The sequence below is a fragment of the Lysinibacillus canaveralius genome, from assembly GCF_047301505.1.
GTDB lineage: Bacteria > Bacillota > Bacilli > Bacillales_A > Planococcaceae > Lysinibacillus_B.
In genome coordinates, this window is sequence record NZ_CP154840.1 from 704,552 (window position 1) to 723,524 (window position 18,973).

Annotated in this window: 18 protein-coding genes; 8 read left to right on the forward strand and 10 right to left on the reverse strand. The window is 41.0% G+C overall.

All coding sequences use genetic code 11. From position 1 onward, the window contains the following. Positions 1–18 precede the first annotated feature (18 nt). From AA0Y26_RS03390 to AA0Y26_RS03415, 6 genes are all read right to left on the reverse strand, one after another. Positions 19–1,221, reverse strand: coding sequence for an MFS transporter (locus AA0Y26_RS03390; RefSeq protein ID WP_413365127.1), 1,203 nt, complete (start codon positions 1,219–1,221; stop codon positions 19–21). Positions 1,222–1,365: 144 nt separating this feature from the next. Further along, positions 1,366–2,442: an ABC transporter substrate-binding protein gene (locus AA0Y26_RS03395; protein ID WP_413365129.1), complete on the reverse strand. Its 1,077-nt coding sequence runs from the start codon at positions 2,440–2,442 to the stop codon at positions 1,366–1,368. Further along, positions 2,439–3,236, reverse strand: a complete 798-nt coding sequence (locus AA0Y26_RS03400; RefSeq protein WP_413365131.1) for an ABC transporter permease — start codon at positions 3,234–3,236, stop codon at positions 2,439–2,441. Before AA0Y26_RS03400 ends, AA0Y26_RS03395 begins: the two co-directional genes overlap by 4 nt. Next, positions 3,236–4,039 (reverse strand): ABC transporter permease, encoded by an 804-nt coding sequence (locus AA0Y26_RS03405; RefSeq protein ID WP_413365132.1) that lies wholly within the window; start codon positions 4,037–4,039, stop codon positions 3,236–3,238. The genes AA0Y26_RS03400 and AA0Y26_RS03405 overlap by 1 nt, the downstream gene beginning before the upstream one ends. Further along, entirely contained in the window at positions 4,029–5,132 is a 1,104-nt protein-coding gene (locus tag AA0Y26_RS03410; RefSeq protein ID WP_413365134.1) for an ABC transporter ATP-binding protein, read from the reverse strand. Before AA0Y26_RS03410 ends, AA0Y26_RS03405 begins: the two co-directional genes overlap by 11 nt. A 15-nt stretch (positions 5,133–5,147) precedes the next feature. Then, complete coding sequence (locus AA0Y26_RS03415) at positions 5,148–5,690, reverse strand: helix-turn-helix domain-containing protein (RefSeq protein WP_413365136.1); 543 nt, start codon at positions 5,688–5,690, stop codon at positions 5,148–5,150. Positions 5,691–6,186: 496 nt separating this feature from the next. Between AA0Y26_RS03415 and AA0Y26_RS03420 the strand changes: the two genes are divergently transcribed. Both AA0Y26_RS03420 and AA0Y26_RS03425 read left to right on the forward strand, forming a co-directional pair. Then, a complete protein-coding gene (locus tag AA0Y26_RS03420) occupies positions 6,187–6,633 on the forward strand; it encodes a redoxin domain-containing protein (RefSeq protein WP_413365138.1) in 447 nt (148 codons plus the stop codon). A gap of 73 nt (positions 6,634–6,706) precedes the next feature. Beyond that, positions 6,707–7,363, forward strand: a complete 657-nt coding sequence (locus tag AA0Y26_RS03425) for a potassium channel family protein (protein WP_413365139.1) — start codon at positions 6,707–6,709, stop codon at positions 7,361–7,363. An 86-nt stretch (positions 7,364–7,449) separates the two neighbouring features. On the opposite strand, the gene rnjA is transcribed toward AA0Y26_RS03425, so the two are convergent. Next, positions 7,450–9,117: a ribonuclease J1 gene (rnjA, locus tag AA0Y26_RS03430; RefSeq protein ID WP_413365141.1), complete on the reverse strand. Its 1,668-nt coding sequence runs from the start codon at positions 9,115–9,117 to the stop codon at positions 7,450–7,452. 6 nt (positions 9,118–9,123) lie between these two features. Then, on the reverse strand, positions 9,124–9,333 hold the full coding sequence (locus tag AA0Y26_RS03435) for a DNA-dependent RNA polymerase subunit epsilon (RefSeq protein ID WP_413365143.1): 210 nt from the start codon (positions 9,331–9,333) through the stop codon (positions 9,124–9,126). A gap of 365 nt (positions 9,334–9,698) precedes the next feature. Here AA0Y26_RS03435 and AA0Y26_RS03440 point away from each other — a divergent pair, with 365 nt between their 5' ends. Next, entirely contained in the window at positions 9,699–10,469 is a 771-nt protein-coding gene (locus AA0Y26_RS03440; protein ID WP_413365145.1) for a Cof-type HAD-IIB family hydrolase, read from the forward strand. A 159-nt stretch (positions 10,470–10,628) separates the two neighbouring features. Here AA0Y26_RS03440 and def read toward each other — a convergent pair whose 3' ends face one another. Then, positions 10,629–11,183 (reverse strand): peptide deformylase, encoded by a 555-nt coding sequence (def, locus tag AA0Y26_RS03445; RefSeq protein WP_413365147.1) that lies wholly within the window; start codon positions 11,181–11,183, stop codon positions 10,629–10,631. 378 nt (positions 11,184–11,561) lie between these two features. Here def and pdhA point away from each other — a divergent pair, with 378 nt between their 5' ends. From pdhA to AA0Y26_RS03470, 5 genes are all read left to right on the forward strand, one after another. Continuing rightward, complete coding sequence (gene pdhA / locus AA0Y26_RS03450; RefSeq protein ID WP_413365149.1) at positions 11,562–12,668, forward strand: pyruvate dehydrogenase (acetyl-transferring) E1 component subunit alpha; 1,107 nt, start codon at positions 11,562–11,564, stop codon at positions 12,666–12,668. Between the two features lie 2 nt (positions 12,669–12,670). Next, positions 12,671–13,648 carry an alpha-ketoacid dehydrogenase subunit beta gene (locus AA0Y26_RS03455; protein WP_413365151.1) on the forward strand — a complete coding sequence of 326 codons (978 nt, stop codon included), beginning with the start codon at positions 12,671–12,673 and terminating at the stop codon, positions 13,646–13,648. A 17-nt stretch (positions 13,649–13,665) separates the two neighbouring features. Then, positions 13,666–15,033 (forward strand): dihydrolipoamide acetyltransferase family protein, encoded by a 1,368-nt coding sequence (locus AA0Y26_RS03460; RefSeq protein ID WP_413365153.1) that lies wholly within the window; start codon positions 13,666–13,668, stop codon positions 15,031–15,033. A 5-nt stretch (positions 15,034–15,038) separates the two neighbouring features. Then, entirely contained in the window at positions 15,039–16,451 is a 1,413-nt protein-coding gene (gene lpdA, locus AA0Y26_RS03465) for a dihydrolipoyl dehydrogenase (RefSeq protein WP_413365155.1), read from the forward strand. A gap of 197 nt (positions 16,452–16,648) precedes the next feature. Then, positions 16,649–18,064, forward strand: a complete 1,416-nt coding sequence (locus AA0Y26_RS03470; protein WP_413365156.1) for a hypothetical protein — start codon at positions 16,649–16,651, stop codon at positions 18,062–18,064. Between the two features lie 495 nt (positions 18,065–18,559). On the opposite strand, the gene AA0Y26_RS03475 is transcribed toward AA0Y26_RS03470, so the two are convergent. Next, positions 18,560–18,916, reverse strand: a complete 357-nt coding sequence (locus AA0Y26_RS03475; RefSeq protein ID WP_413365158.1) for a DUF5082 domain-containing protein — start codon at positions 18,914–18,916, stop codon at positions 18,560–18,562. Between the last annotated feature and the right edge of the window lie 57 nt (positions 18,917–18,973).

Consider the following 18,973-nt stretch of genomic DNA (forward strand, 5'->3'; position numbering starts at 1 on the left):
TAGCGACCCTTTTTTTAATTAAGCCGATTTCGATGGCTGCAGCAGATAGGAGGCTTTCCTGTTTGTCCATGTATAGGCAAGTACAAAACAGCCAGCCAATACAACCGTTCCTAAAATATACGGAGATTCCATATTCCAGTCAAAGAGAATACCAGCTAATGCAGGTCCGAACATATTACCAAGGCTCATATAAGCATTGTTCATGCCGGCAGCGAAGCCTTGTTCATTCCCTGCAACCTTACTGATTAGCGTATTTACTGCTGGACGGATAAACGTCGTTGCAATAGAGAACAAAGTAGCAACAACTAAAACAATGAAGAAGCCACTTACAAAAATGACAAGCAGCATCGTCGCAGCTGCTAATAAAAGGTTGACTAAAATAACCTTCATTTCACCATATTTCTTAAACAATTTATCAATGACGAACATTTGAAGAATAACTCCCGCAAATCCGCCAACTGTTAAAATAATGGAAATATCCAATGGTGTATAGTCAAATTTATGATCCAGGTAAAGTGATAATGTTGCCTGGAAGTTAGAGATGCCAAAACTGAAAGTGAAAACGACAATTAAAAATACAAAGTATGATGTTTTTGTTGATTTCACCATTTGTTTTACTAAGTTTTCACGTGGTGGTCTTGCAGCAGCCGTATCGACGGCATTTTTAATATTCGGCAAGATCAGCCATGATAAGATAGCGGCAATCAATGCAGCGCTTCCCGCTACATAAAAAGGAAAATGTAAATTGATTCCCGATAAAGCCCCGCCGAGTCCAGGCCCAATTGTAAAGCCAAGGCTCATGGCAGCTCCGAGCATCCCCATGCCTTTTCCGCGTTGCTCTACTGTCGTAATGTCTGCAACATAGGCCATGATTGGAGGCATAACAAAGGCAGCTCCTGCACCGCTTAGGAAACGGGAAATAAATAATACCCATACTGCATCAGCAAGGCCGAATAAAATTTGGGCTAGACCGTAGACGACAAGTCCCCCGATAATAAATATCTTTCTTCCGTGGCGATCAGACAATTCCCCCGCAATAGGAGAAAGTAAAAATTGTGCCAGTGCAAAGCCTGCAATTAGAAATCCGAGGACTTGTCCTCCTACACCAAATACTTGTAAATATGCGGGCATAACCGGTACGATAATACCAATGCCTCCCATTGTTATGAAAAGGTTAAACATTAATACATAAAGGGCCACATTGTTATTAGCTTTAGCCATGACACACCGCCTTTCTTATGAACTATTTCGACTTTTGAAATGATAATACACATAGTCTAACATAATTATACTGTAAGTGTCTCTATTAGAAATATCGGTAAAAGGAATGAAAAAACGCGCAGCAGAAAGCTGTGCGTTCTTTATCTAATTTAGATTCATCTTAAATTCAAGAAAATATTCATTATATTTACCAAGCCATTTGAGGCCTAAGTTTTCGTAAACCTCTAGGCGTTCACGAAGCTCAACATCTGGATAGAAGCGCTCATCGCTAATAACTTCTTCATCCATGAGCTCCCAAGAAGCAGCATTAGGTGTTGAATACCCGACATAGTCAGCATTTTGCGCTCCGTTTTCTGCATCCAGCATGAAATTAATAAAGGCATGTGCTCCTTCAATATTCTTGGATGTTTTTGGAATAACAAAGTTATCAAACCATAAATTTGAACCTTCTTCAGGTACCGCGAAATCTAGTTCTTCATTTTCCCACATCATATCGGCTGCCTGGCCGGACCACGTAAGGGCAACGGTTGCTTCATTATTGATCATAAGCGGTGTAATTTCGTCACCGATAATAGCCTTAACGTTTGGTGTTAGCTCGATTAACTTATCTGTTGCTTCACGAAGTGCCAAATCGTCCTTCAGATTCAAGGAATAGCCGAGTGAATTCAATCCCATCCCAATGACTTCACGGGAGCCATCCACTAGGAATACTTTATCTTTTAAACGTTCGTCCCATAAATCTTCCCATGATTCAAACGTCAAATCTTCAGGTACCATTGATGGATTATACACAATACCGACGGTTCCCCAGAAATAAGGGGTAGAGTATTTGTTGCCTGGGTCGAATGGTAAGTCCAAGAAGTAGGGATCAATATTCTTCATGTTCGGAATCAGTGAATGGTCAAGTTCGATGAGCATATCATCTTCAATCATCGTCTCAATCATATATTCGGAAGGAACAGCGATGTCATAAGATGAGCCGCCCTGCTGAACTTTCGTATACATTGCTTCATTTGAATCAAATGTTTCATATACAACATGAATACCTGTTTCTTCTTCAAACGCATCGATCAATTCAGGATCGATGTATTCGCCCCAGTTATAGACTGTCAGCGTATCTTTACTGCCTTTCGCCCCGGCAGATTCTAAAGATCTTGAAGCAAAGAATAAAAGAAGGCAGACGACAATAATTGCGCTGGTTGCCTGTACGAGCTGCTTCATTTAGATTCCCCCATTCTTGCTTTCGTACGGTTATTGACAAAGTAGTAGCCGATTACCACTAGGACTGTTACTAAGAAGACAAGACCGGAAATAGCATTAATTGTTAATTTAATGCCGGCGCGCGCCATCGAATAGATTTCCACAGAAAGAGTTGAGAAACCGTTGCCTGTCACGAAAAATGTCACAGCAAAATCATCAAGTGAATACGTAATGGCCATGAAGAAGCCGGCAAAAATACCCGGTGCGATATACGGAAGGATAACACGCGTTAATACATCCCGTTTTGTCGCCCCTAAATCACGGGCTGCATCAATAAGGGAGGTGTTCATTTCTAATAGCTTTGGCAATACCATCAGTACTACAATCGGTACACTGAATGCAATATGGGATACAAGTACAGATGTGAAGCCAAGCTTTACCCCGATCATCGTAAATAGGATAAGGAAGCTGGCCCCGATCACAACATCTGGAGAAACGATCAATACATTATTTAATGAAAGAAATGTATTACGTAATTTTTTGTCCTTCATCGAAACGATTCCGATAGCACCGAGCGTTCCAATAATTGTGGCAATCAGACCAGATAATAGAGCGATCAACACAGTATTGATCAGAATGACGAGCAGGCGTGTATCTTCAAATACAGCCTTGTAATGTTCCAAAGTGAAAGACTCAAAATCGTTCATATTGCCGCCGCTGTTAAATGAATAGAAAATCAAATAAAAAATCGGTGCATATAGGACGATGAACACTAAAACCAAATATCCTTTAGAGGCTGCAGATAATTTATTCATTATACACGGCCTCCTTTCTTCTTTTGTCCCGTAACCATCATCGTCAGTACCATGAATACAATTAGGAATACGGCGATTGTAGAACCCATCCCCCAGTTCTGAGAAACAAGGAACTGCTGTTCAATGGCTGTTCCGAGGGTAATAACCTGATTTCCTGCAATCAAGCGAGTAATCATGAAGAGTGATAGGGCAGGGATGAATGTTACCTGAATTCCTGATTTTACACCGTCAATCGTTAATGGGAATACGACACGGCGGAATGTTGTCCAGCTGGATGCCCCAAGATCTCTCGCAGCAAAAACAAGGGACGGGTTTAATTTATCGAGCGAGTTGAAAATCGGTATGATCATGAATGGAATGAAGATATATACCGATACAAAAATAAAGCTAAAATCAGTAAATAAAATTTGCTGAGGATCAAAGCCGAATACTTCAATGAAGGCATTGATCGGACCATACAAGCCGAAGATTCCAATGAATGCATATGTTTTTAACAGCAGATTGATCCAAGATGGGATGATAATCAGCATCAGCCATAGCTGCTTATGCTTTGTCTTTGTCAGCAAATAAGCAGTCGGGTATGCAATCAATAATGTAAAGAAAGTAATGAGAAATGCATACCAGAAGCTTGTGAATGTCATTTTTAAATAAATAGCGGAGAAGAAGTTTTTATAATTCTCCAGCGTGAAATTTCCAGAAAGGTCAAGCATGGAATAATAAAGTACTAAGGCAATCGGTGCAATAACGAATAAGGCAATCCAAATGACATAAGGGAATAACGCTGTGCGATTTTTACTCTGCATGATCGTCTTCCCCGTAAGCTTCTAAGCGCTTGTCGAACTCTTCTTCTGTTTCGTTCAGACGCATAACATGAATTGCTTCTGGATCGAAGTCCAAACCGATTTCTGCACCTACTTCTGCCTTTTTCAGTGAATGAACAAGCCATTCATTGCCGTCTTTATCGTATGTTGATAACTCATAGTGAACACCACGGAATAGCTGCGTATCAACACGCACAATTAATTTGCCTTTATCTACCGATGTAATTTCTAAATCTTCTGGACGGATGACGATGTCAATTTTCTCGTTTGGCTTCATTCCGCCATCCACACATTCAAACACTTTGCCGGCAAACTGTACTTTATAATCTTCAATCATTACACCGTCTACGATATTGGATTCACCGATAAAGTCTGCAACAAAGCGGTTGATCGGTTCATCGTAAATATCGACTGGAGTTCCTGACTGCATAATTTCTCCTTGAGACAAGACGAAAATCTCGTCACTCATTGCCAAGGCTTCTTCCTGATCGTGTGTGACGAAAACAAATGTTTTGCCAAGACGCTGCTGTAACTCGCGGAGCTCATATTGCATTTCAGTTCGTAACTTTAAATCAAGGGCAGATAACGGCTCATCTAATAGGATTACTTCGGGGTCATTAACGATCGCGCGGGCAATTGCTACACGCTGACGCTGACCTCCGGACATCTCAGAAATTTCACGGTTTTCATAGCCTGCTAGGTTAACGAACTTCAATGCTTCCAGGACACGTTCTTTAATTTCCGTTTCCTTTACTTTTTTGATTCGAAGACCAAATGCCACATTTTCAAAAACATTTAAATGAGGAAACAGCGCATAATCCTGAAACACGGTATTCACTTGTCTTTCATTAGCAGGCACATTGTTTATACGTTTGCCATTGAAATATACATCACCTGTCGTGGCATCTGTAAACCCGGCAATAATACGTAAAATGGTTGTTTTTCCACAGCCGGAGGGACCTAATAATGTATAAAATTTGCCTCTTTCAAGCTCAAAGTTGATATTTTTTAGGACGGTCGTCCCGTCATTATAAGATTTTGTTACGTTTTCAAAACGAATAATCGTGTTATCCATTAGTTGTCCTCCTCATTACAAATAAGATTCAGTAGCTACTAGCAGCACCCTTGTCAGTCCGTTGTGTGCATTAAAAATCTGATGGTTTGAAGATGCCTCGTAATAAACCGAGTGGCCTTCGCCTGCGATATATTCTTCTGTGCCGATGACGACGCGGATGCGGCCCTTTATTACATAAATAAAAGTTTCAGATAATGAGGGTTCAAACTGCTTGAATTCACCATCTTTTTGTAAAGTTAGAATGACTGGCTCCATTTCCTTTTCATTAGAGGTCGGGATCAGCCACTCAATTGAATAGTTTTTGTCGTGGTCGGTATAGCTTGTGTGGTCTTCCTTCGTATAAACGACTGGTTGCTCATCAGGTGTGTCATCAAAAAATTCCTTAGGCGTAGAGCCAAGGACTTCGAGAATATGGAATAGCGTTTCAATAGACGGAGAGTTTAGGTTGCGTTCAAGTTGTGAAATGTAACCCTTTGTCAGGTCCGTACGTTCCCCAAGCTCTTCTTGCGTGAGCCCCTTTTTTAATCGTAAAGCTTTAATTTTTGCTCCGATTTGCATTAGGCACATCCCTCCTGCTTGGTTTAGTAATGCTAAACAAAAAGTATTAAAGTTTACTATTACCAAACTTTAAGTTTACAAAACATAATTATTATAACGAATTTTCCCCTGATTACAAGAGGTTTTTACTGGTAAAGCCGAAAAAAAATATTAAAACTCATAATTAGTTAAAAATGTAACTGAATGTAGAAAGGAAAATGGAGGAGGAAAATTGAATTTTTCTGCCGTTGCCGATATGGGCTATCATGTATCAAAGGCGTATGGTGTTTTGATAGAAGAGGGGGACATCCCTGTCTGGGTTGCTTATCATCAGCTTTAAAAGAGAGCAGTCTTACCAAATAATTTTCCATCATAATATTGAGCGGGATGTTGATGAAATAGTAAGAATGATTCAGGCAGTGCAATCAGGAGGGGTATGTCCTGCAAATTGACGGTCTGACCAAGCGACACTTTAGCCAATTCTGCATATCATATCAGGGAGCAAGGAGGATGGGATATGAAAATGCGTGCTCCAATGCCCTCATTAGATGGAGCCAATTGGTTAAATAATAAAAAAATGACAGCAGAAATGCTTGCAAAAAGGCCGACTTTCATACACTTCTGGTCGGTTAGCTGTGATTTATGTAAGTACGGATTAGATACGGTGAGTATGTTGGGGGATAAATATGCAAGTGAATTAAATGTCATAGCGGTCCATATGCCTCGTACTGAAGAAGACATGATTCTTCCAAATGTGAAGGCCGTGGTAGAGTACTATAAAATGAAACATCCAATTGTCGTAGATAATGACTTCCTCATTACAGATCGTTTCAGCAATCGATATGTACCAGCATATTATTTATTTGATGAAAAGGGTCAGCTTCGGCATTATCAGGCAGGCGGGGCTGCTTTACGAATGCTTGAAAAGCGCATTCAACGTGTCATTGAAGAATATAAAAGGTAGGGCGTATGCCGTGCCTTTTTATTTTTTTTAATTTGATATACACTGAAATCACAGAAGAACAGGGGGAATACAAATGAGAAAAGAATTTGTTGTAATTGGGCTGGGACGTTTCGGAGGCAGCATTGTAAAGGAACTAATTTCCCAAGGTGCTAATGTTATGGCCATCGATTATTCACCTGAGCGTGTAGATGATTTTGCACATATTGCAACACAAGCGGTAGTAGCAGATACAACGGATGAGGCAGTTATCAAATCGCTTGGTCTGCGAAATTTCGAACATGTTATTGTGGCAATCGGGGAGGATATCCAATCAAGCATTTTAACGACCCTGATTCTTAAAGAACTAGGTGTACAGCAAATTACAGTGAAAGCAAACAACGACTACCACGAGAAAGTACTGCGGAAAATCGGCGCTGATTTTGTTGTTCATCCTGAGCGGGATATGGGGATTCGGATTGCTAATCATATGATATCTAATAATGTGCTTGACTATCTAGAATTATCGGACGAGCATTCCATTATGGAAATAAAGGTAAGTGACCGAATTGCCGGCCGTTCCCTTGTAGACTTGGATATCCGGGCAAAATACGGAATCAATATTGTAGGGATTAAAAGGGGGGAAGAAATTCTTATTACACCTGAACCGACAGATCCAATTTTAATGGGTGATCTTCTTTTAGTCATCGGTGCAGATGTAGACATCAATCGCTTCATGAAAAAGGTACTTTAACAGTTAAAAAGGTTGCTCCCAATAATATGGGAGCAACCTTTCTTATAGAGCCAGTCTCCTTAGGAGACTGGCTGCAGTATATTATTTTACACTTCCATAATGATCGGTAAAATCATTGGACGACGCTTTGTCTTTTCAAAAAGGTAAGGACCTAAAACGTCTGTAATTTCATTTTTCAGCTCTGTCCATTGTGGAGACTTTTCCTGAATCGTGCTGTTCAAATGCTGTGCCAGTGTTTTCTGGGCCTCATTAATCATGGTGCCGGACTCGCGCATATAAACAAATCCTCTAGAGATAATATCTGGTCCAGAAACGATTTTTTGATTTGCCATGTCGACACTTACTACGACAATGACAAGTCCCTCTTCTGAAAGGATACGGCGATCACGCAGTACGATATTGCCGATATCACCAATACCACTGCCATCGATATATATATCACCTGATGGGATACGGCCTGCTACATGCGCTTCATTAGCACTTAATGCTAATACATCACCGTTTTCCATAACAAATGTATTTTCATGCGGCACATCGCAATCAACAGCAAGCTCTGTATGCATTTTCAGCATACGGTATTCTCCGTGGATCGGCATAAAGAATTTGGGCTTGATCAACCGAAGCATTAACTTCTGTTCTTCCTGTGAACCGTGACCAGATGTATGAATGTTATTCAATGACCCATGGATAACCTCGGCTCCTGCACGGAATAGTAGGTTAATAATCTTATTGACACTAATTGTGTTCCCTGGAATAGGTGAAGATGAGAATACAACTGTATCTCCAGGCTGAATTTGAATTTGTCGATGTGTTCCGTTAGCGATACGCGACAACGCTGCCATTGGCTCACCTTGTGATCCCGTACATAAAATTAGCACTTCATTTGCTGGAAGACGGTTGATGCTTTGCGCATCGACGAATGTTTCCTTCGGTGCAGTAATATAGCCAAGCTCACGTCCAATTGTAATAGCATTGTCCATAGAACGGCCAAAAACAGCGATTTTACGGCCATGTGCAGCTGCTGCATCAGTTACTTGCTGTAAACGGTGAATATTTGATGCGAAGGTTGCGAAAATGATTCGTCCGTCCACTTTACGGAAAATATCATTAATGCTTTCGCCCACTTTACGTTCAGACATCGTAAAGTTTGGTACTTCAGCGTTTGTACTATCTGAAAGCAGACATAATACACCATCACGCCCGATTTCCGCCATTTTTGTTAAGTTGGCTGGTTCACCTACTGGCGTAAAGTCAAATTTGAAATCTCCTGTATGGACGATATTTCCAGGTGGTGTCTTCACAACAATGCCGAATGCATCCGGGATACTGTGCGTTGTACGGAAGAAGCTTACAGATGTTTTTCGGAATTTGATAACATCTTCTTCTTTAATTTCAATAAGCTTTGTTGTACGAAGCAGTCCATGCTCATCCAGCTTGTTCCGTAACAAGCCTAAGGCAAGTTTGCCTCCGTAAACAGGTATATTCAGTTGACGCAGTAAATAAGGGATACCACCGATATGGTCTTCGTGACCATGTGTGATAAATAAACCTTTGATTTTATCAACGTTTCGTACTAAATATGTGTAATCAGGAATGACATAATCGATTCCAAGCAAGTCATCTTCCGGGAATTTAATACCTGCGTCGATTAGGATAATTTCATCTTGGAATTGAACTCCATATGTGTTTTTGCCGATTTCGCCCAGTCCGCCGAGTGCGAAAACAGCCGCTTGATCGTTTTTAACAAACTTCATAAGCGATTAAGCGTTCTCCAGACGGAAGTTCTGGCTGTTGCGCTCATACTCTAGGTAATTTCCTTCAAGTAATTGCACAAGCTCGATATTGTAGTTTCGTTCTTTTAGAAACTCACGAACTTCACGTTCTGAAGATGCCTCTACGTATAATGATTTTGTGTTTTCGCGAACTGGAATCTCATTCATGTTTTCTTGATAATAAACTTTATAAATCATAATTACTCTCCTTTTGATACGTACATAGTGGTTGCATTTAGGTCCTGCTTTACACAGGTCTTCTGTCATCTCAAATACTTCTGTAAAAGCATATGTCTGAAGAAGTATAAATCACATAAAGAGGTGTAAAGAATTCGTCGAATAAATGCATTTCCTTTATATTATCACGCAGCTATCCTAAAATAAAGAAAAGCCCTTCAAAAACTGAAGGGCTTACGCAATTGATTTTTTCCCGAGGATGCCATTCAACCGTTTCAACAATTTCTTTTTGAGTCGTTTTAACATAGTGCATCACTCCTTATATTCATTATATCGAATTTTCAGAAATTTGTAAAGGTCTTTATTAAAAAGAGAGGGTGGAATATATGAAAAAAATATTATTCTTTGATGTGGATGGCACGCTTTATAATAGCGAAAAAGAACTCCCGGCTTCAACAAAGGAAGCTCTGTTCACCGCTAGGAAAAATGGGTATGAAATCGCCATTGCCACTGGGCGGGCGCCTTTCATGATTAAAGAGCTGTTAGAAGAACTTGAAATTGATACATATGTAACGTTCAACGGTCAGTACGTCGTTTATCAAGGGGAGGTAATCTTCACAGATTCTATTCCAAGTGAGTATCTGCAAAAAATCATTGCGTTCGGTGAAAGTCGTGGAGAGCCTGTCGTATTTCTAGATGAGCGGGAAATGATCGCCTCCTTCCCGGATGATGAAAAGGTAGAGACAAGCCTAGCTACACTTAAATATCCTTATCCGAGGATTGATGCCTCTTTCTTTAAACTAAAGCCGGTTTATCAAACGTTAATATTTATGCAGGAAAAGGATGAACCTTTATATCGTGAAATATTCCCGCAAGTTCAATTCGTCAGATGGCATCCGTATTCATGTGATATTTTGCCAAAGGACGGCTCGAAAGCGCGCGGTATCCAAAAAATACTCGACCATGTAGGAAAAACAATGGAAGATGCGGTGGCCTTCGGAGATGGACTGAATGACATCGAAATGCTGGAAGCTGTTGGGACAGGCGTAGTGATGGCAAATGGCCATGAAAAGACAAAGGCAGTAGCGGATGTAATAGCTCCTCATGTAGATGAAGATGGCATTTATAAAGTAATGAAGAAGCTGGAAATAATTTAATAAAAAAGTAAATGTATTTCTTACAATAAAAACCGGGGAAATTTCCCCGGTTTAAAAATAGTTGGAAGGTATAAATTTTAAAGTTATCGAATTCTCTACATAGTCGAGCTTTTTAGCATCGAAAATCAAGCAGCTAAGCCGGCTGCGAGTACGTTTTTCTTATCTTTCATACGGTAGGGAATTAGGGATATCACTAAATGGATCTTTTTCGTCAATACGGTCATAGAACATAACGCCGTTTAGGTGATCAAGCTCATGCTGAAATGCAATAGCTGCGAGACCTGATAGGCGCAGTTTCTTTTCTTCGCCGTCTACTGTCATAAATTTAACCGTAATCCGTGCATGGCGCGGAACGTATCCCGGAATGGCTCGATCAACAGACAAGCAGCCCTCTCCGGATGTAATGTATGTTTGTTCAACCGAATGGCTGACAATTTTAGGATTTATTGCAACAAAGCTCAACTGCTCGCCTTTCTCATCTGCCAGGTGTAATGCAAACATACGCTTTAAGCTGTTCACCTGGTTTGCAGCAAGACCTATCCCGCCGCGCAGATTGTATTTTTCCGACATTTCCGGGTCCTGACTGTTGATTAAATACTCTAACATATCATGAGCCAGCTTGCGGTCTTCCTCTGTTAGAGGAAATACAACTTCTTCTGCACGTGCACGTAACGCCGGATGACCTTCACGAACGATGTCCTCCATTAAAATCATGTAAAAACTTCCTTTCACTTTCTTCTGTATATGCTAAGTATACAATACTCTTCGTCTACGGCAATGAAAAAAACTTCGAGAAATTTGAAAAAAGGTAGTTGTACAATGCGGGGAATGGGAATAGTAGAAACATTACGTTTCTTTAGGCAGTCAACTATTTTACAGCAGCTTGTTTATAACACAGAGGTGATACAGTAACTGCATTGATATATAACAGTTTAAGAACTAATAATTTTTCTGATAAAAAGAAAAAATAATGAAATTCTAAAAGAATCAATGATTGACCGATGCTCTTTTCTTCTTTATACTCAAATTATGAAAAAGTTGTACTAATAAATTTTTGTAAAAAAATAATACAGTTGAAAGGGAGAGTTAACTATGGGAGAAAATAAATTCGATCCTACTGCAACATTGCGTGAAGTGGAAGAGAAATTTCATATGTTCCAGATTTTAAATGAAGAAGGGGAAATTGTTAACGACGAGGCAAATCCTAATTTGTCAGATGAGGAACTAGTAGAACTGATGAGCCGTATGGTTTATACACGTATTTTGGATCAACGTTCTATTTCATTAAACCGTCAAGGACGTCTGGGATTTTATGCGCCGACTGCAGGGCAGGAAGCATCTCAATTAGCTTCACAATTTGCTCTTGAGAAGGAAGATTGGATTTTACCTGGGTATCGTGATGTACCGCAAATCGTATGGCATGGTCTGCCGCTATGGAAGGCATTCCTGTTCAGCCGCGGTCATTTTGTAGGAAACCAGATTCCAGAGGGTGTAAATGTTCTGCCGCCGCAAATTATCATCGGGGCGCAATATGTGCAGGCTGCCGGTGTAGCACTAGGTATTCAGAAGCGAGGACAAAAGACAGTTGCTGTTACCTATACGGGAGATGGCGGTTCATCGCAAGGGGACTTCTATGAAGGCATTAACTTTGCAGGTGCATTTAAATCACCAGCTATTTTCTTCGTTCAAAACAACCAATTTGCTATTTCAACGCCGCGTGAAGTACAGACGGCTGCAAAAACACTTGCTCAAAAGGGGATTGCGGCAGGTATTCCAAGTATTTTAGTAGACGGTATGGACCCATTGGCGGTCTACGCAGCTACACGAGATGCGCGTGAGCGTGCAGTAAACGGTGAAGGACCAACATTAATCGAGACATTATGTTACCGCTATGGTCCGCATACAATGGCCGGAGATGATCCAACGCGCTATCGTACGGGAGATTTAGATAATGAATGGTCACTGAAGGACCCAATTGTTCGCTTCCGTAAATACCTAGAAGCAAAAGGCATTTGGTCAAAAGAGAAAGAAGAAGAAGTAATCGAGCGTGCAAAAGAAGAAATCAAAGAAGCAATCAAGAAAGCAGATCAGGCGCCGAAACAGAAGGTGTCGGAGTTGATTGAAAATATGTATGCAAGCGAAATGCCATATAACTTGAAAGAACAACTTGAAATCTATAAAGAGAAGGAGTCGAAATAAGCATGGCACAAATGACGATGATTCAGGCAATTACAGATGCACTCCGCTGTGAACTGAAAAACGATGAGAATGTTCTAGTTTTCGGTGAAGACGTTGGGGTAAATGGAGGTGTATTCCGTGCAACGGAAGGCCTTCAAAAAGAATTTGGTAAAGACCGTGTATTTGATACACCACTTGCAGAATCCGGCATTGGCGGCCTAGCGATCGGACTTTCTCTTCAAGGCTTTCGTCCAGTACCGGAAATCCAATTCTTCGGTTTCGTATACGAAGTAATGGATTCCATTAACGGTCAGTTAGCGCGTATGCGTTACCGTACTGGAGGCACATATAATGCTCCTGTTACAATTCGTTCACCATTTGGCGGCGGCGTGCATACACCAGAAATGCACTCAGATTCGCTAGAAGGATTAATGACACAGCAGCCAGGCTTAAAAGTTATCGTGCCATCAACGCCGTACGATGCAAAAGGATTGTTGATCTCGGCCATCCGCGATAACGACCCTGTTGTTTTCCTAGAGCATCTTAAACTGTATCGTTCATTCCGGGAAGAAGTACCGGAAGAGTCTTATACGATTGAAATCGGCAAGGCGGATGTGAAACGTGAAGGAAAAGACCTTACAATCATTGCATATGGCTTAATGGTTCATGAAAGTTTGAAGGCCGCTGAGGAATTAGAAAAAGAAGGATACTCGGTCGAGGTAGTGGATCTTCGTACGATTCAGCCATTAGATATCGACACAATTATTAAATCAGTGGAGAAAACAGGCCGTGCAATTGTTGTGCAGGAAGCTCAAAAGCAGGCGGGTATTGCGGCGAACGTAGTAGCTGAAATTACAGAGCGCGCTATTTTAAGTCTGGAAGCTCCAGTGCTTCGCGTAGCGGCACCAGATACAATCTATCCATTCCCACAGGCAGAAGGTGTTTGGCTGCCTAACTACAAAGACGTAGTGGAAACGGCGAAAAAAGTTCTAACATTCTAAGAAGAGGTGAATAAATAATGGCATTCAATTTCCGCTTACCGGATATCGGTGAAGGCATTCACGAAGGTGAAATCGTTAAATGGTTCGTAAAACCGGGAGACAAAGTTCAAGAAGACGATATTTTATGTGAAGTGCAAAATGACAAAGCAGTCGTTGAAATTCCCTCTCCTGTAGAAGGCACTGTAGAAGAGATTTTAGTTGAAGAAGGGACAGTCGCTGTTGTAGGCGATGTGCTGATTCGCTTTGATGCGCCGGGCTACGAGGATTTAAAATTAAAGGGCGATGACCATGCTGGCGAAGAAGGAGAAGCTGAGACAGAATCTCAGGTTCAAGGAACTGCTGAAGCAGGTCAAGAGATCGATAAAAAAGAAGCAAAACAAGAAGAAGCACCGCAAAGAGGCGATGCTGGAGATAAAGAAAAGGGTGTTGTCATCTCAGCAGGTGAACAGGATGTAAACAGCCGCGTTATTGCAATGCCGTCTGTCCGTAAATTTGCTCGTGAAAACGATGTTGATATTCGTCAAATAAAGGGTACAGGTAAAAATGGCCGTGTGCTAAAAGAAGATGTGGAGAAATTCATGGCTGGAGGCCACGTAGAAGAAGCTCCACAAGCAGAAGAAACAACATCAGCTGCGGAAGAAACAGTACAAACAGCACCTGCTGCTGTCAACTTAGAAGGTGACTTCCCGGAGACACGTGAGAAAATGAGCGGTATTCGTAAGGCAATCGCTAAAGCGATGGTCCATTCGAAACAAACAGCGCCCCATGTTACACTAATGGATGAAGTAGATGTAACAGCGCTTGTAGCACATCGCAAACGCTTCAAGGAAATTGCGGCAGAAAAAGGCGTAAAGCTAACATATCTTCCTTACGTCGTAAAAGCGTTAGTGTCTATGCTGCGTGAATTCCCTGAATTTAATCGTTCATTGGATGACGCAACGCAAGAAATTATTCAAAAACATTATTTCAACATCGGCATAGCAGCCGATACTGAAAAAGGCTTATTGGTTCCTGTTATCAAACATGCTGATCGTAAATCTGTCTTTGCTGTCTCAGGCGAAATTAATGAATTAGCAACAAAGGCACGTGAAGGCAAGTTGGCACCAGCTGAAATGAAGGGTGGCTCCATGTCGATTACAAATATCGGATCTGCCGGAGGCCAATGGTTCACGCCGGTCATTAACCATCCAGAGGTTGCTATTTTAGGAATTGGTCGAATTTCTGAAAAACCTGTAATAAAAAATGGTGAAATTGTAGCAGCACCTGTGTTAGCATTATCATTGAGCTTTGATCATCGCATGATCGATGGAGCCACTGCGCAAAATGCTTTAAATCATATAAAGCGTTTGCTAAGTGAACCAGAACTTTTATTAATGGAGGCGTAATAAAAATGGTAGTAGGAGATTTCCCAATCGAGATTGATACTCTTGTCGTTGGTGCAGGCCCTGGTGGTTACGTTGCAGCAATTCGTGCAGCGCAAACTGGACAAAAGGTAACGATTGTAGAGCGCGGCGCATTAGGCGGCGTATGTTTAAACGTAGGTTGTATCCCATCAAAAGCATTGATCTCAGTAGGTCACCGCTTCGAGCAAGCGAAACATTCAGATGATATGGGTGTAGTAGCATCAGAAGTGAAGCTTGATTGGGCTAAAGCACAAGCATTCAAAGATAGCGTTGTTTCTAAACTAGTAGGCGGGGTTGAAGGCCTATTAAAAGGAAATAAGGTGGATATCGTAAAAGGTGAAGCTTATTTCGTAGATGCTAACACTGTACGTGTAATTGATGGCGATAAAGCACAAACTTACACATTCAAAAACGCTATTTTAGCAACAGGATCTCGTCCAGTTGAAATTCCAACATTTAAATTCACTGAACGTGTAATCAACTCTACAGGCGCGCTTTCTTTACCGGAAGTACCAGAGAAATTAGTTGTAATCGGCGGCGGTTACATCGGTACTGAGCTAGGTTCTGCGTACGCAAACCTTGGTTCACAAGTAACAATCATCGAGGGTGGAAAAGACATCCTAGCTGGTTTTGAAAAACAAATGACGCAAGTTGTGAAAAAAGGCCTGAAGAAAAAAGGCGTTGAAGTAGTAGTTGGCGCATCAGCTAAAGGTGTAGAAGAAAATGAAAACGGCGTAGTTGTAACATACGAAGCAGGCGGAGAAGAAAAAACTGTCGAAGCAAACTATGTATTAGTAACAGTAGGACGTCGTCCAAATACAGATGAAATGGGTCTGGAAGAAATCGGTATCAAGTTTGCTGAACGCGGCTTACTTGAAGTTGACAAACAATGCCGTACTTCAGTACCTAACATTTATGCAATTGGTGATATCGTATCTGGTCCTCAGCTTGCACACAAAGCTTCATACGAAGGTAAAGTGGCAGCAGAAGCGATCGCTGGCGAAAAATCAGTTGTAGATTACCTGGCAATTCCAGCAGTATGCTTCACAGATCCAGAACTTGCGACTGTAGGCTACTCAGAAGATCAAGCAAAAGCGGAAGGCATCGAAGTAAAAGCAGCGAAATTCCCATTCGCAGCAAATGGTCGTGCATTAGCGCTTAACCAAACAGAAGGATTCGTTAAACTAGTTGCCCGTAAAGAAGACGGTCTATTAATCGGTGCTCAAATCGTAGGTGCAGGTGCATCTGATATGATCGCTGAAATGGGCTTAGCTATCGAAGGCGGCATGACTGCAGAAGACGTAGCGTTAACAATCCATGCTCACCCAACATTAGGTGAAATTACGATGGAAGCTGCTGAAGTATTACTTGGCAACCCAATCCACATCGTATCTAAATAATATAGCAATACTAAAAACACTGTTCGGCATATTGCCGAACAGTGTTTTTTTCTAGGCATCTGTGAGACGGGGATAATGGACAAAGCTGGGCTTATAATAGACAAATTTAATGAGTTAATAGACAAATTCCCTTCATTAATAGACAATCCAGCAAGTTAAACCTGTGACATTGTATATATCTTATTAAAAGAAGGTAGTTGGATACCTTTACGGCAGCCCTGGATGAGGCCCGAGGAGTACTGGAAAACGAGGAAACGACTCAAGCAGAAGTGGATGCAGCAGCAGCAGATTTAAGAGAGGCTGTTGAGGCTTACAATAATGCAAAGCAGCCAGGCACACAAACAGATGAAGACCTTTCTGCAAGTAGAGATGCCTTACAGGAATTAATAGTTGAAGCTGAGCAGGTAGAACGAGCGACAATTTCAGAAAACGGCAGTGATGTAGCTTCTAATGAAGAGTGGACAACACAGGAAGAATCGGATACTTTCGATAACGCTATCAGCGATGCAAGAAAAGTTGCAGGAAATGAAAGTGCAGCAAGAGAAGAAATCGAGGAGGCAACAATACTCTTACAGCTTGCTATTAATAGATACAATAATGCTAAGCAACAAAGCACACAGGCGATACGGTCCGAGTATGAAGTAAACCAAATTTCTTTAAACTATGGATACGATGAAAGAACCGAAGATTTAGGCGGTATTCAAAGAGGTACAACAGATTTAAGCTTTACAACGCTTGACGCGACATTGAGCCCTCTCATTAGTGCTGATGTTCTTTCTACGCCTAATGTCGGAGCAAACTTTATCGTAGAGGAAGGAAAAGAATTCAAATTCAATGTGAGAGCAACTGTAAGCGGTGTAGTAGGGACAGGAAGAGTTGGCCTGGCAGTGTATAAAAAAACAAATGAAGGTTATGAAAAAGTATGGGATGATAACTTTGACTATCTTACTCTTTTAGGGATCCCTATTCAAAATAAATACAACTTTAGAACACCTTATTTTGGACCAGGGGAATATGAATTTGTCACGTCTCCTGATAGTAATTTTAATTTAGATTTAATCAGCGGCGGCGCGTTTAGTTTTACTGATACTACTTTAAGAGAGTATACAGGTAATATTCCTGGAGGAGAAACTATTCAACGACAAGGTACGGTTACATTTACAGACGGTGCATCCATTTCGCAAGTTAGATCGCTTACTAGCGAAAATGCTTCACCTATAGAAAGTGAAGATGAAACAACGGTGATAGAAGGTAAATACGGACAGCTTACAATAAATCCTGCTACGGGTGACTACACATACACATCTTCTGGTGATTCAGCTTCTGTAGGTCAGCTTGATGAATTTGAATATACTGTTGTACATGAAGGAAATGAGCCTGTAACTAATAGAATTGTAATTCTTACAACGAGCGCATCCAGCACAAATGTTGCAGCTAACGCAGAAAATTCACGTGTAGCGAATGCAGCTGATATGCCAAGCATTACCTATCCAGTAAATACGTCAGGTTTAACGGCAGCCTTCAATTTAACTGCTAATCTACTGCCTTTACGATATACTCTGTTAAATGGTGAGATAGCAGCGGGTACAGTAGATTATAATGGGCTGAGTTAAAACAGCAGTTATTAAGAGAACGGTAAACGTTAAGTTTACCGTTTTTTGAGTTGATTAAGCTCTTTATCTAATGATCTCATACTCCATGTGGATATTTCAGGAATCTATTTTTCTATAGATTCAAAGGCAGCAGGACAGGCTTGTTTTTATTATTATTGCCACAAGCATGTAGAAAGGCTTGTGGGCAACATGGTGTTAGCCGCACACGCCATAATGGGTTTTAGCTTCGGCCTTTTTAGTCCACATAAAAAAGGGACAATTGCAAGTAGTGTCCCAAAGACTAGACAAAATTCCACTCGTGTATAAAAGGGATTCATAATGTTCAAATCAGCGTGCTCTGAATGATAAGGCAAAACACCAGAAGTATTTTCTACAGTAAAGGCGGCGTTTAAAATACCTTGCAATCGATCGTTATGCTGCCCTTATATATAGTAAGAAACTCACTCATCGAAGCAAGTTAATTGTGCTTGTATGTTTCAAGTAACTAGGGAGGGCTCATTGTGAAAGGGCGCTTTGCTCGGCAAGCAGCTGGGCGATAATTTGCTGGATTCGTTCGATCTCTTCTTTAATTTCTTTAATCTTTGCAGCCAAAGCTTCAAACGTAGCACTGAATTGTGTGGTCTCGATTTCAATATAGCTGGCAAGGATACCATTCTCTCGAATATCATCGAAAGCCTGTGCCCAATTCCCATGCCATGTTGTGGTTGTCAGTGAAGGCTCGGTCATAAGGCTTTCATTATCGGCAAATTCCCCTTGTTTCGTTTGTAAATTGCTTTCACATGTTTCCAGGCGCAGCAGATCGCTCTGCTTTTTCGCTAAGAGCGCATAATAAAATGCTAAAGACACGTACATCACCTCTAACGTTTAAAAGGATTTTGTTTCCATATACTATTAACTATAGCATATAAA